The sequence below is a fragment of the Sphingomonas sp. AC435 genome, assembly GCF_979253005.1.
In genome coordinates, this window is sequence record NZ_CEEDCJ010000004.1 from 85,033 (window position 1) to 98,414 (window position 13,382).

Here is a 13,382-nt window from a genome sequence, read left to right on the forward strand (position 1 = left end):
TCGTCAGAAGCGGAACGTCACCGATCCGCCGTAGGTCGGTCCGACGATCCCGCGCGCGTAGAAATAGCCGTCGGTGATCGCCTGTGTCTGACCCTGTCGCGGATTGCCCTCGGTCAGGCCGACGATGTCGAAGATGTTCTCCGCGTTGAAGCTGACCTGCAATTGCTGCGTGACGTTCAGGTTCACGCCGACGCTGGTCACGCCGTAACTGGGCAGCGCTACACCGTTGCCGGCATCCGCGAAGATCTTGCCGACATATTTGTAGCGGCCATAGATGTCGCCGAGGCCGTTCGGCAGCTGGATCGCAGGCGTCACCGTCCACAGGCGCGCCGGCGTGCGTTCCGGTCGATTGCCTTCGAACCCGGACTGCGTCGCGCCGTCGATCTGGAGGTTCTCCAGCTTCGGGTCCTGAAACACGCCCTGGAAATCGACCGAGAACCAGCGCACCGGTCGAACCACGACATCGACCTCGACTCCCTTGGTGCGCAGATCGGCGTTGATGTTCTGTTGTTGGGTCGGGTTCACAGGGTTGGCGAAGTTGTAGCTCTGGTTGTTGAAGTTGGTGCGGAACACCGTCACCGAACCGCTGAACAGGCGCCCATATTGGTAACGGACGCCGGCCTCGTAGAGTTCGATCGTCGTGATCGGGTCGATGTTGTTGGTCTGAAACCCGTCGGCATAGCGCGCATAGACCGCGAAGCTGGGCGTAATCAGATAGTTGGCGCCGACCGTCCAGGAGATCTTGTCCTGCGTCAGCTTGCCGTCCGCACCGGTACGGCCGGCGTTGGTGGGCGAGAAGGTGCCGTTGAAGGTCGAGCCGACGTTGCGCACGACGCCGCCGACGCTCGGCTGCACCGCCTGATTGACCGCCGCGCTGTTGCCGTCGAACGCGGTCGCCGTATCGCTCTCCCAGCGAATGCCGCCGTCGATGCGCAGGTCGCCGAACGCGATTTCGTCGTTGGCGTAGAGCGAATAGCTCTCGTCCTTGCGCTGACGGATGCCGTTGCCCCAGTCGCCATAGGACACGAGGCCGCTATCGGTTAGCGACCCGACAACTCCATTGCCCGCATCGAGCGCGACGATGTCGTAGATGTCGCTGTTGTTCTTCACGTCGTTGACGACGCTGGCGGTCGCCGACTGGTCCTGGTTGCGGCGAACGTTGTAGTACATGCCGCCGACAGTCAGCGAGTTCTTGATCGAGCCGGTGCCGACTTCCCACCGCGTGCCGACGTTGATGCCGAGATCGCGGCCGTCGACATAATCGTGGTTGAGCGTCGTTCGTTGCAGGAATCCGTTGCCGTTCAGCGCGTTCAGCGCCGCGGTCTGGTTCGAGCCGATGACTTCGCCGGTGCGGATGTTGCGAATGCCGAACCGCTGGGCGGTCGGATAGGCGGCGAAGCCGGCGCGGAGGAGGTCGATGATCGGCGATACCGCCGGGTCGGGAGTCAGGTAATTGACCGCGCTCGCCAGACCCGCGTTGCCGGTGCCAGAGCCGGGGAACAGGCCGTTGAAGTCGTAGCTATAGTCCATATAGCGGCCACGCCCGAAGATGCTGAGCGTGTCCGACAGCGGAACGTCGATGTCCAGTCGGGCCTGGTTCGACAGCGAGCGGATACCGTCCTTGTAGCGGAACTGCCGGAACCCGTCGGGATCGACCGCGGTCGATACCGGCACCTGGATCGACCGAAAGGCATCGCCGCCGATATTGTCGCGCTGGATGTTGAAGCCGGGGATGCTCGCGGGATCGCCATCATCGAAGCGGTACGGGGCGGAGGCGTAATAGGCGGTCTCCATGTCGCCGCGCCGTCCGGACAGGCGGATCGAACCGCCGCTTGGCAGGCGATATTCCAGCGATCCCTTGATCCGGTAGCCGGCATAATCGAACGGGTTCTTGCGGACGCCGGGGCTGCTCTGGACATAGCCGCCGAAGTTGAAGGCGAGGTTTTCCGCCAGCGGTGCGGAATAGTAGAAGTCCGCGCGCTTCAGGCCGTAGCTGTAGCCGGTCAGCCGCATCGCGCCCTCAAACTCCTTGAAGTTCGGACGCTTGGAGATGAAGTTGATCGTTGCGCCGGCACCGTTGACGGTCAGCACGCCGGACGAGCCGCCCTTCACCGCCTCCAGACGGTCGATCGTCAGATCCTGCTGGAAGAAGAAGTCGGCACCGCCGCCGCCGTATAGGATCGGCATGCCGTCCTCTTCGAGCTGAACAAAGCGCTGGCCACCGCCCTGAAGGCCGCGGACCGAATAGTTGTTCGACGCCTCGCCTGCCGTCGCCTCGACGAAGATGCCGGGAACCAGTTCGAGCATGTCGGCGGTCGAGCGAGGCGCGCGGCGATCGATATCCTCGCGCGTCGCATAGGTGATGTCGGCGGAGGCGGAGATCAGCGGCCGATCGCGCGAGGTCTGGCCGGTGACGACGATGTCCTGAAGGTCGTCGTTGCTCTCGCCCGAGGGTGCGGCGTCGGGCGTGGTCGCCTGCGTAGTGGGCTGATCGCCGGGCACGGTCTGTGCGACGAGGGTGGTGGGGAGCAGGGCGGCCCCCGCCAGCAATACGGCGCGCGGACCGAAGCGGTTGAAGGCGGACATGCTGCTCTCCCGTGGTGGTTCTGCCACTCTGCGGCGGCTGCCACCGGGCTAGACCTGCGTCCTGTCCCCGGCAACGCGCTGATTTGCACCCATTCGAGAATGGGCTTTTACTGTGGCGAGCGAGCCACAGCATGGTTAACAGGCCTCTCGGTCACGCGGTCGAGCCTAGCTCAGGCGTAGTAGTTCCGCACCATGCGCAGCGACCGTGCGCGCGACGCGGCTGGTCGCCTGGCCTGCATCACCGCCCGTCCAGAGATCGCGCACCGACACCGGACGCGACAGGCCGAGCCAGCGCAGGTCGATGCCGACTTCCTTCGGTTGATCGCCGGTGTTGAACAGCGCGAGGTAGCGATCCTGCGACCCCTCCGGCCGCGCGGACCAGATGCGCGTGCCATCCTCCACGAAATGCGGCTGGTTGTCGGTGGACGACTGGTTCACCGCCAGCACCTCGCGATTGGTCAACAAGGCAAGCGTCGGCGCGTCGAGGTGGCGCAGATCGCCGCCCATGATGAGCGGCGAGCGTGCGATCGACCACAGGGTCATCAGCGTACGCTGTTCGTCCGGCGTGAACTTCGTATCGCGCTGGCCGAGCGCGAGGCGGCCGAGCGGCAGCATATCGGCGTCGGGCCACGCACCGGGGCGGCGCCACTGGTTCCAGTTCTCCAGCCGGGTGAACTGCGTCTCCAGCATCCACCACTCGTCCCAGAAGTCGTCGGAGATGCGCCACATCTGCGCGTATTCGCGGACGTGCCCTCCGCGGGCCACCGGCGTCTCGCCGGGCGACAGGCTGAGCATCATCGGCCGGCGGCTGTTGACGATCGCCTGATGCGCGCCCTCGATCTCCGGCGCATGCGCGTCGTAGGGGCGGCTCATGTCGTCCATCTTCACGAAGTCGACGCCCCACGACGCATACAGCGCAAAGACGCTGTCGTAATAGGCCTGAGCGCCCGGTTTACGCATGTCGACGCCATACATATCCGGGTTCCACGGACAGACGCTGGACGTATCGGCAATGTCGGCGGCGCGGTATTTGGTGCCGAGCACAGGCAGGTTGCGCTTCACCGCCAGCCGGGGGATGCCGCGCATCAGGTGGATGCCGAACTTCATGCCCATCGCGTGGACGTCGGCCGCCAGTTTCGTGAAGCCGGACCCGTCCGCGCTCGATGGAAAACGGTTGGGGGCGGGGAGCAGACGGCCATAGCCATCCATCGCCGGCACCGGTTCTGCGTTGTATTGGTAGCTGGACGCTTTCGGCTCGTACCACTGGATGTCGACCGTGAAGATATCGTAGCCGAACGGCAGCAGCTTTGCGCGCATGATCGCGGCAGTCTCGCGTGCCTGCGCCTCGGTGATCGTCGTGGCGAAGCTGTTCCAGCTGTTCCAGCCCATCGGCGGTCTTGGGGCGAGCAGGGCAGGGGCCCGTTGCGGCGACCCCGCCGCCCCGAGCTTGGAGGCAGCGATCAGCGATCCGGTCAGTGCGGCGCCGGCGAGTGCCTGCCGCCTGTTGATTGCCGAAGTCATCCGCGTCTCTCCTGCCCTGTTCCCCCTATCAGTGACCGATCTCCTCTTGTCGGACAAGTGGCAGCAGCATCAGTAACGGACGCTGATCGTTCCGAGCGCCGTCCGCGGCGCGCCGTAGAAGCTCTGGTCGTACGTCAAGCCGGTGATATAGCGGCTGTTCGTGACGTTCCGCAGATTGGCGCTGAGCGAAACATTTTCGGTCAGGCGGAAGCTGGCGAGCAGGTCGAGCAAGGCGTAGCTGCCCTGGGTGATCCGCGCCCGTACCTGCGTGGCGGTCGTTGCGTCGTAGTAGATGCGACTCTGATACTGGAGCGATGCACCCAGTTTCAGACGGTCGAGCGACGGCGGGGTGTAGCTGACGTTGAGCCGGCCGGTGTTGCGCGGCACGAAGGTACGCACCGGATCGCCATCCTCTCCATCGACGCGCATCAGGGTGTAGCCGCCGGTGATCTGGAGGCCGGCGGCAATTTGTCCGCCCACATCGAGTTCGATACCCTGCGACCGGGCATCGACACCGGTATAGTAGCTGCGCCCGGCGGCGAAGCCGGCATAGGCGGCGGTATTGTCCTGCCGTGTCTGGAAGATCGCTGCGGTGGCGTTCATCCGGCCGCCGAACCACGCGCCCTTGATGCCGAGCTCGAGGTTGTTGCCCTTGATCGGCGACAGCACGCGATTGTCGACGTCCACGTCCGTCTGCGGATTGAAGATCGTCGCGAAGCTTGCGTAGGCCGTCAGGTTCGGCGTCAGGTCGAGCGTCGTGCCGACGAACGGCAGGAAGCGCGTGTTGTCGAAATTGACCGGAACTTCATAAGACACGCCGCTGCTTTCCGCATGCGTCAGGTTGCCGCCGACCATCAGCTTCAACGGATCGGCCAGACTGAACCGCACGAGCCCGTAGGCCGTCTCGCGCCGGGTGTGCCGGTCGAGGCTGAGGGTGTAGTTCTCCGCAAAATCCGGTCGGACCGCACCGCCCGCCAGCGCCACGTCGAGGTTGATCGGCTGGTCAATCGCGCCGTAGCTGGAATATTGCCGGTATTGCTGCGCGCTGCGATTCACGCCGACCATGACGTCGTGCTGGCGGCCAAACAGCGTCACCGGACCGGTCGCATAGGCCTCGAGCGTCAAATTGCGGGTCGGCGCCTTGAACGCGCCCGGATACGTGAGGAGGCCATCGCCGGTCGCGCGATCCGGGTTGCCGTAGAGGTAGAACAGCGTGTTGTCCTCGTCGGTCGCGCGACGGATCGCACTGGCGCGGGCGACCCAGCCATTGTCGAACTTGTGCGTGACATCGCCGAAGATCTGGCGATCGATGACGCCCCAGCTCGACCATTCCGGTGCGGTGCTGCCGGACCGATCGAATTCGGTGCGCGTGCCGTCGGTATAGAGCAGCGGCACCGCACCCCAGAGCGCGCCCCTGCTCTTGTGATCCTGATGCCCGTAGCCGCCGCTGATCGTGGTGCTCGCTCCCAGATCGGCCTCGACGATGCCGTAGCCGGTCCAGCGACGGATGTGATTGCGGTCGAGATTGGTGTCGGCATCGTAATAGACGCCGACGGCGCGTGCCCGGATGCTGCCGTCGCGGTTCAGCGGTACGCTGACATCGCCCTCCAGACGAAGGTTGTCGTAGGAGCCGTATTGCGCACTGGCACTCGCATGCAGGTCGCGCGTCGGCCGCTTGCGGATGAAGTTGATGACCGCCGAGGGGTTGCCGGTGGACGACAGCAGGCCGGGCGCACCACGAACGACCTCGATATGATCGTAGATCGCCGTGTCGATCGACCCGGTCTGAATGCCGAACGCAAAGGGCACGCCGATGCCGTCGATCTGGAACGTCTGAATGTCGAAGCCGCGCGCCGAATAATTGACGCGGTCCGTATCGGAGAACTGGATCGTGACGCCGGGGACCGTGGCGAGCAGCGCGTTCACGTCGTTGAGCTGGAAGTCCTGGATCTGGGCGCGGGTCACGACGCTGATCGACTGTGGCGTTTCGCGCAGGCTGAGCGGCATGCGCGTCGCGGTGGTCTGACCGTCGATCGTATAGTCGTCGCTGCCTGCGGTCTGGGCGCCCGTCACGACGATGTCATCGCCCGACGTCGGTTCGCTCTGCCGTTGTCCCTCGTTGGTGCGCTGCGGTTCCGCAGCGGCAACGGGGGTGGTCGAAGCTGCCGCGGCCGTCGCCAGCAGCGCCAAGATCGCTGTCATTTTTCTGATACTCCCTGAACGCGGAGGGCCTTTGCGACTGATCTATCGTTATTGCAAGTCATTATCGATGATTGCGGCAATCGCTGGACGAAGAGCGGCGTGATCCGGTGGTGCCGCGGCGGTCATTGGGTTTGCAAAGCGAGATCAGCGCGTTAAGCTCCGCACGGGAAACAGGGGATCAAGGTTGGACGTGCTGCGCCGAAACAATGTTCAGACCACAGGAAGCGGAACGAAAACGATTGTATTTTCGCATGGTTTTGGATGTGATCAAAGCGCGTGGTATGACATCGTCCCGCACTTCGTGAATGAATACAGGACGATATCTTTCGACCATGTTGGGTCGGGCGGCTCTGACCTATCCGCGTATGATCCTGCCAAATACGATAGCCTGTATGGCTATGCTCAAGATGTCATAGAATTGTTCGATGCCTTGAATCTGGAGAACGCGACGTTCGTCGGGCATTCGGTTGGGGCCATGATTGGGCTACTGGCGGCGATCCAGCGTCCGCAATGCTTGTCGTCGTTGATCATGCTGTGTCCGTCACCTTATTATGTGGACGAACCCGGCTATGTCGGCGGGTTTACGCCGACTGATCTCGAAGAGTTGTTGGAGGTGGTCGACAGCAACTTCCTTGGCTGGTCCCGCGCGACCGCACCGATCATCATGGGCAATCCCGAGCGGCCCGAACTGGGTCAGGCGCTGGGCGCGAGCTTTTGTCGCACCGATCCCGCCATCGCCAAACGCTTCGCGCGCGTCACCTTTCTGTCCGATCATCGCGCCGATCTGCCGCTATGTCGGACGCGCAGCCTGGTGATGCAAACGCGGGCGGACATGATCGCGCCCGAAGAGGTTGGCGCGTACATTGTCGGGCGGATGCCGAACGCCGAACTGGCGTTGATGGACGCGACCGGCCATTGCCCGCATATGAGCGCGCCGGCGGAGACGATCGCCACTATCGAACGTTTTCTGGAGCGTTAGCGGTGCCGCCGGGCGAACCACCGCCGGAGACCCTGCCGCCCGAGGAGACTCTGGCGGAACTCTATGACGACGCGCCGTGTGCGTACCTGACAATGGATGGCGACGGCCGCATCATCCGGGCGAACAACACGGCAATCGGCTGGATCGGTATCGCGCGCGAGGCGCTGATCGGGTTGTCTCTGCGGACGATCATGACGCCGGCGGGGCGCATCTTCTTCGAAACGCATGTCGCGCCGCTGCTGGCGACCGAGGGTCTGGCGCAGCAGGTGGCGATCGACCTGAAATGTTCTGACGGGCATCGCATGCCTGTCCTCAGCGACTGGCGCGGCGTGGTGCGGGATGGACGCACCATTGGTATCCGCGCGATGTTCGTGGATGCCACGGATCGGCGGGCCTATGAACGCGATCTGCTCGCCGCGCGCGAACGGGCCGAGGAGACGGCGGCAAGGCTGACCGCAAGCGAGGCGGAATTGCGGGAGCTGAACGAGACGCTGGAGCGGCGCGTTGCGGAACGCACCGCCGATCTGGAACGCGCTCACGAACAATTGCGCCAGAGCCAGAAGCTGGAGGCAATGGGCAGCCTGACCGGCGGCGTCGCCCATGATTTCAACAATTTGCTGACGCCGATCCTCGGCTTGCTCGATACATTGCAACGTCACCACATCAGCGACAATCGCGAGCGGCAGGCGATCGCGGGCGCGCTCGCATCGGCGGAGCGCGCGAAGACGCTGGTGCAGCGGCTGCTGGCCTTCGCGCGGCGACAACCGTTGCAGGCGCGGGCGATCGATGTCGGCGACCTTGTCGGTGGTATGGCTGAATTGGTCGCCAGTACCTCCGGCCCGCGTATTCAGGTGCTGGTCGAGCGCGATCCGGCGCTGCCCCATGCTCTGGCGGATGCGAACCAGATCGAGATGGCGGTACTGAATTTGGCGGTGAACGCCCGCGATGCGATGCCGGCGGGGGGTACGCTGACGCTGGGGGTGTATGCCGAGGAGTCCGGCAGCGGCATGATCCGGCTGGTGGTGGCGGACACCGGCATGGGCATGGACCGGACGACGCTCGAACGGGCTGTGGAGCCGTTTTTCTCGACGAAGGGGATTGGCAAGGGGACCGGGCTGGGGCTTTCGATGGTCCACGGGCTGGCGGCGCAATTGGGCGGGAACCTGACGCTGCACAGCGAGCCGGGCAGGGGGACGACAGTGGAGCTGCGCCTGCCGGCCGTCGATCGCCCAACGCCCGTGCTGCCGGCTGCGTCGGAGGCCGCGGTACGGTGCGGCGCACCCGGCAGCGCGTTGCTGGTGGACGACGAGAAGCTGGTCCGGTTCGCGACCGCATTCATGTTGAAGGATCTGGGCTTCACGGTGGTCGAGGCGGATTCGGCGGAGGCAGCGATCCGGCTGCTGGAGGACGGATTGCGGCCGAACATCGTCGTCAGCGATCACCTGATGCCCGGGATGAGCGGGACCGAACTGGCGTTCAAGGTCCAGGAATGGCTCGGCATTCCGACGCTGATCGTGTCCGGTTACGCCGATGTCGAAGGGGTAGCGGCGGGGCTGCCGCGGCTGAGCAAGCCGTTCCGGCGGAAGCATCTGGCGGAGGCGCTGGAGCGGATGAGCGGGATCAATCTCGCCGCCTGACCCCCAGTGCTGGCGCTAACCGCCCTCCTGGCGCTACCCTGAGTGCGGGCGGTCCAGCGTCAGTGTGCAGCAGGTGCCGCCTTTGCCATGAGAGATGGCGATGCGGGCGGAGATCACCTCCGCCAGCGACCGCATCAGATCGCCGCCGTGCCCCGCCATGTCGGTCGCGGCATCGCGCCCGCCATCGTCCTGGACGACGATCTCGATCGTGGAGGCGGTGGCTGTTACCTTCACGCCGATCAGGCCGCCACCGTCGTCGAACGCATGTTTGAGCGCGTTCGTAACCCATTCGTTGACGATGATGCCGATGACGATCGCCGACTGGACGGGAACGTCGATCGGGTCGACGCGACAGATCACCTCGACGTGATCGGGGGCCGCGCCCGTCCGCAACAGCGACGCGATCCGGCAGATATGGCCGCCGAGGTCGATGACCTGCGGCGTGGCCATCCGGCTCGACAGGTCCTGATAGACCGAGGCGATCGTTTCCAGCCGTGACGCCGCCTTGTCGAGTTCGTGCGCAAGATCCGGATTGCCGGTCGACTGATGCGCCAGCAGGCCGGCCGCGATCTGGAAGTTGTTCTTCGTGCGGTGGTCCATCTCGTCGATGAACAGCGACAGCGTCTGCACGCGCCGCTCGCATTGCGACCGGACCAGCGCCGCAGCGCTGCGGTAGGCGGCGGTCGCCCAGATCGACCCGGCGAGCGCCGCCGTCGACAAGAGGATGTTGGCAAGGTCGGTGGTGATGCCGCCGTGCACGGAGACCCAATTGGGAAAGACGTAGCGGATGGTCAGCAACTGGCAGCAGACCGCAGCGATCGTTCCGGCACGTCCGCCGGCCACCAGTGTCGCTATCATGACCGCGGGAAAGGTCAGTACGAACGGCGCGACACCGCCAACGACCAACTCAATCCCGAGACGCGCGAGAACCGTACTGGCGGCCGCCAGGAAGGCGACGAGGCAGTCGAACGCAAGCCGTTCCGACTCCGTCCGCGGTTCGGCGAACTGCGCCGTCATCCATGCAGGCGGTGTTCTCGCGATGTTCGACACAGACTATCCTTGTTCGAAGCGCGTCCAACGTATCGACCAGCGATATGGCTCCACCAAAAGCTTGCGCTGTCAACGATCAATCTCGGGAAACTATATTGAGCGAAGTATTTACCTTCATTTATCAGTGCTCACGGCTCAACTACCCGGACCGTTACTCGCCAGCGGGGAGTGCGACATCAGATGATGATCCCGGATCGTCGAGCTCGTAGGTGTTGCCGCACTGCAACAGGTCTCGATCTATCGATTGCAACCGATGGACCTATTCCCGCCGATCCCGGTTCTTGCCCTCGACGCGACAGTCCGGGAAAAAAATCTATGCGCTTTCAAGTAGTTCTAGCCGCAGCCTCGATGGCGTTCATGGCCTCTGCTCCTGCCGCCGCGCAGGAGACGACCGAGGACCAGCCGTTTTCAGGCCTCTATGTCGGGGCCGCCGGCGGCTACGATGTGCAGGGCAACGATCGCGGATCGCAGATCCAGTTCGACCGCAATCTCGACGGCCGCTTCGGCGATCAGGTCCTGACCGGCACCGGCGCGAACGCCTTCGGTCCGGGCTTTTGCAACGGCGCGGCACGGTCGCAGCTGTCGCCGGCGAATGGCGGCGGTTGTTACAAGGACAAGGACGGCTGGGCCTATTATGGTCGCGTCGGTCTGGACGCACAGCGCGGCAACATCGTCGTCGGCGTGGTCGGCGAGTTCGGCAAGACCGAGATCACCGATGCGGTGACCGGGTTCTCCAGCACGCCCGCGAGCTATGTGATGTATCGCAACGTCGATTGGGAAGCGTCGGTCCGTGGCCGCGCCGGTTACGCGGTCGACACGACGCTGTTCTACGGCACGTTCGGTGCGGGCTATGCGAAGATCGATCGCCGCTTCGCTTCGACCAACACCACGAACACCTTCACGGGCAGCGGCGACCGCAATCAGTTCGGTATCCTGGGCGGCGGCGGCATCGAGCAGAAGATCGGCCGCAACTTCTCGATCGGCATGGAATATATGTTCCATCAGTATCAGGATAACGACTACCGCGTCCGTGCGACCGGCGCTGCCGGCACGCCGTTCACCAATGGCACCAATGGTGGCACGACGAGCGGCACCGATTTCCGCCGCGGCGACGACAATTTTCGCTGGCACAGCCTGCGCGCGACGGCAGCGTTCCGCTTCTGACGTTGCGCCGTGCTTGAAGAAGGGGCCGGGTTACGCGAGTGGCCCGGCCCCTTTTTTTTGTGGCTTAGAAGCGAGGCGCAGAAAAACCCGGCTTCCTCGCGGAAGCCGGGTTTCTTCATGCAGGGTAGCGCGTCAGGGATTGGCGACCGTGGTCCTGATGTTGCCGTTCACCCCCTCCGGGAAGAAGCCGCCGCGCTGCGTGCCGACGGCGGCATTCAGGAACACGACGTTCAACACCTGATTGGCCGTCCGGCCCAGCACCAGCCCGTTGGCGTCGGTCGGGACGAGGTTGGCCTCGCTCGCGGTACCGATGCCCTGGTCGGTGTCGGTCGAGCCGTCGAGCGCATCGCGGGAGTCCGAAATGCGCTGGATGCGGTCGAAGATCGAGGTCGCCGGTGCCGACAGGCCCAGCGCATAGAGCGACGAGCGGATGACGCCGTCGTGATAGGCCTCGGTCGCCAGGATGCCCGCCGATGCGTCGAGATAGGTCTTGTTCGTGATGAGGCGCGCCGAACCGCGATAGGCGGTGACGCCGACATCCGTCAGCAGGTACGATCCAATCAGGAAGTTGATGTCGTTCGCGAATGGGTCGAAGATCTCGTTCGCACCGATCACCCCGGCCGCGCGTGCGGCAGCGGTGAATGCGCCCGGTACCGTCGCCCCTCCGGGCGTGACGACCGCTGCGCTGCCCGACAGGTTGATGCTCGGCTGAGCCACCGCCGCCGATCCGAGCTGGGTGCGGAGGAAGGTGATGTGCGCCAGCTCGTCATACGCGATCTCGCGCGCATATTGCGCGATCACCGGGTCGGAAAAGTCGACCGCCCGCGCCGCTCCGTCGCCGGAGCCGGTGATGACGCCGCTCTGGAAGCCGGTACCGGTGCGCAGACTGGCGGGGATGCCGCTGCCTGTCACCGCGTATGAATAATAGTTGCCCTCCAGATACTCGAGCTGGAGCGCGAAGTTGAGGATGTCGGCGTCGGTCACCGGGGCCTGCGTCGGCGCGGGGGTCGGCGTGACGACCGGGTCCGGCGTGTCGTCATCGCCGCAAGCCGACAGCAGCGACAGGCCGCCGGTCATCGCCGCCGCGCCACCGCACATGCGGATGAAGTTGCGGCGCGCCATGCGCTGATGTTCCGCCTTTTCGATCGTGGCGAGGAAATCGATCTTGTCGTTCATGATGGTGACTCCCCTGCTCACTTGGCGGCGCTGACGCGGATGCCGCCATTGACCCCGGCGGGGAAGAACCCGCCCAGTTCCGCGGCCGCGTTGGCGGTGTTGAGGTAGACGATGTTCAGGACCTGCTGCGCCGTCCGGCCGAACGCGATCCCGTTCGGATCGGTCGGCACGAAGTTCGAGCCGGTGCCGGTCGACGTGCCAGCCTCGGTCGTCACCGGCGTGGGCCGCGACGCGACGCCCTGATCGTCGTCGGCATAGGTTTGCGGCGGGCCGGCCTGATCGGTCGAGCCGTCGACCGCGTCGCGTGCGTCGGAGATCTGCTCCGTCGCGGTCACCAGCGCCGGGATCGCCTGGCCGCGGCGATAGAGCGCGCCGCGGATGATCCCCGCGTGGAACGCCTCGGCGGCGAGGATGCCGGCCGCGGCGTCGAGGAAGGTGTTGTTGGTCAGGAGCGACGAGGAACCCTTGTAGGCGGTGACGCCGACATCCTCGAACAGATACGCGCCGAGCAGGAAGTTGTCGGGCGAGGCGTAGGGATCGAACACGCCGTTGGTCAGCGTGACGCCCGCCGCCGCCGCCGCCGCGGTGAACGGGCCGTCAGCGTCGCCGGCGATGTTGATCGTGGGCTGCGCGACCGCCGCGGAGCCAAGCGCCGTGCGCAGGAAGCTGACATGCGCCCGTTCGTCGGCGGCGATCTCGCGCGCATATTGCTGGATGAGCGGTTCGCCGCTGAAGTCCACCGCGCGCGCCGGGTTGGTCGTGCCGGTGATGACGCTGCCTCGGGCACCCTGCGACGTGGATCCGCCGAGCAGGTCGTCCGGAAGTCCCGATCCGCTGAAGGCGTAGCTGTAGAACTGCGCTTCGAGATATTCGAGGTTGAGCGCGAAATTCAGGATGTCGGCGTCGAGGTTCGCGGTCTGCGCCTTCGCTGTCGACGTAAACGCCACCGCGCTGGCGCCGATCGCCGCCGCACCGATCGCGGCCCTGAAGAATTCGCGGCGCTCGCCCCGTCGCTGCACGCGGCGGTCCAGAACCCCGATCAATTGTGAATCATCCGACATGCGGCA

9 protein-coding genes are annotated in these 13,382 nt (G+C 64.9%); 3 read left to right on the forward strand and 6 right to left on the reverse strand.

All coding sequences use genetic code 11. The features are described 5' to 3' along the window. Window positions 1-3 precede the first annotated feature (3 nt). The 3 genes from AC0CH8_RS09430 to AC0CH8_RS09440 all read right to left on the reverse strand — a co-directional run bounded on the left by AC0CH8_RS09430 (window position 4) and on the right by AC0CH8_RS09440 (window position 6,309). On the reverse strand, window positions 4-2,586 hold the full coding sequence (locus AC0CH8_RS09430; protein WP_465239667.1) for a TonB-dependent receptor domain-containing protein: 2,583 nt from the start codon (window positions 2,584-2,586) through the stop codon (window positions 4-6). A 165-nt stretch (window positions 2,587-2,751) separates the two neighbouring features. Continuing rightward, a complete protein-coding gene (locus tag AC0CH8_RS09435; RefSeq protein WP_465239668.1) occupies window positions 2,752-4,107 on the reverse strand; it encodes a glycoside hydrolase family 27 protein in 1,356 nt (451 codons plus the stop codon). 69 nt (window positions 4,108-4,176) lie between these two features. Beyond that, the gene (locus AC0CH8_RS09440; protein WP_465239669.1) at window positions 4,177-6,309 is read right to left on the reverse strand and encodes a TonB-dependent siderophore receptor; all 2,133 of its coding nucleotides are present in this window, start codon (window positions 6,307-6,309) and stop codon (window positions 4,177-4,179) included. 190 nt (window positions 6,310-6,499) lie between these two features. Here AC0CH8_RS09440 and AC0CH8_RS09445 point away from each other — a divergent pair, with 190 nt between their 5' ends. Together AC0CH8_RS09445 and AC0CH8_RS09450 are read left to right on the forward strand one after the other, a co-directional pair. After that, window positions 6,500-7,288 carry an alpha/beta fold hydrolase gene (locus AC0CH8_RS09445; RefSeq protein ID WP_465239969.1) on the forward strand — a complete coding sequence of 263 codons (789 nt, stop codon included), beginning with the start codon at window positions 6,500-6,502 and terminating at the stop codon, window positions 7,286-7,288. 2 nt (window positions 7,289-7,290) lie between these two features. Next, window positions 7,291-8,925 carry an ATP-binding protein gene (locus tag AC0CH8_RS09450; protein WP_465239670.1) on the forward strand — a complete coding sequence of 545 codons (1,635 nt, stop codon included), beginning with the start codon at window positions 7,291-7,293 and terminating at the stop codon, window positions 8,923-8,925. A gap of 33 nt (window positions 8,926-8,958) precedes the next feature. On the opposite strand, the gene AC0CH8_RS09455 is transcribed toward AC0CH8_RS09450, so the two are convergent. Continuing rightward, window positions 8,959-9,975 carry a sensor histidine kinase gene (locus tag AC0CH8_RS09455; protein WP_465239671.1) on the reverse strand — a complete coding sequence of 339 codons (1,017 nt, stop codon included), beginning with the start codon at window positions 9,973-9,975 and terminating at the stop codon, window positions 8,959-8,961. A 348-nt stretch (window positions 9,976-10,323) separates the two neighbouring features. Between AC0CH8_RS09455 and AC0CH8_RS09460 the strand changes: the two genes are divergently transcribed. After that, window positions 10,324-11,139 (forward strand): outer membrane protein, encoded by an 816-nt coding sequence (locus AC0CH8_RS09460; protein WP_465239672.1) that lies wholly within the window; start codon window positions 10,324-10,326, stop codon window positions 11,137-11,139. Between the two features lie 132 nt (window positions 11,140-11,271). On the opposite strand, the gene AC0CH8_RS09465 is transcribed toward AC0CH8_RS09460, so the two are convergent. Beyond that, the gene (locus AC0CH8_RS09465; RefSeq protein WP_465239673.1) at window positions 11,272-12,315 is read right to left on the reverse strand and encodes a ferritin-like domain-containing protein; all 1,044 of its coding nucleotides are present in this window, start codon (window positions 12,313-12,315) and stop codon (window positions 11,272-11,274) included. 17 nt (window positions 12,316-12,332) lie between these two features. After that, on the reverse strand, window positions 12,333-13,376 hold the full coding sequence (locus tag AC0CH8_RS09470) for a ferritin-like domain-containing protein (RefSeq protein ID WP_465239674.1): 1,044 nt from the start codon (window positions 13,374-13,376) through the stop codon (window positions 12,333-12,335). Window positions 13,377-13,382 lie beyond the last annotated feature (6 nt).

Excerpts from the sequence above, each read along its gene's own strand:
- AC0CH8_RS09430 (WP_465239667.1), bottom strand. The coding sequence starts at position 2,586 with ATGTCCGCCTTCAACCGCTTCGGTCCGCGCGCCGTATTGCTGGCGGGG.
- AC0CH8_RS09435 (WP_465239668.1), bottom strand. The coding sequence starts at position 4,107 with ATGACTTCGGCAATCAACAGGCGGCAGGCACTCGCCGGCGCCGCACTG.
- AC0CH8_RS09440 (WP_465239669.1), bottom strand. The coding sequence starts at position 6,309 with ATGACAGCGATCTTGGCGCTGCTGGCGACGGCCGCGGCAGCTTCGACC.
- AC0CH8_RS09460 (WP_465239672.1), top strand. The coding sequence starts at position 10,324 with ATGGCGTTCATGGCCTCTGCTCCTGCCGCCGCGCAGGAGACGACCGAG.
- AC0CH8_RS09465 (WP_465239673.1), bottom strand. The coding sequence starts at position 12,315 with ATGAACGACAAGATCGATTTCCTCGCCACGATCGAAAAGGCGGAACAT.
- AC0CH8_RS09470 (WP_465239674.1), bottom strand. The coding sequence starts at position 13,376 with ATGTCGGATGATTCACAATTGATCGGGGTTCTGGACCGCCGCGTGCAG.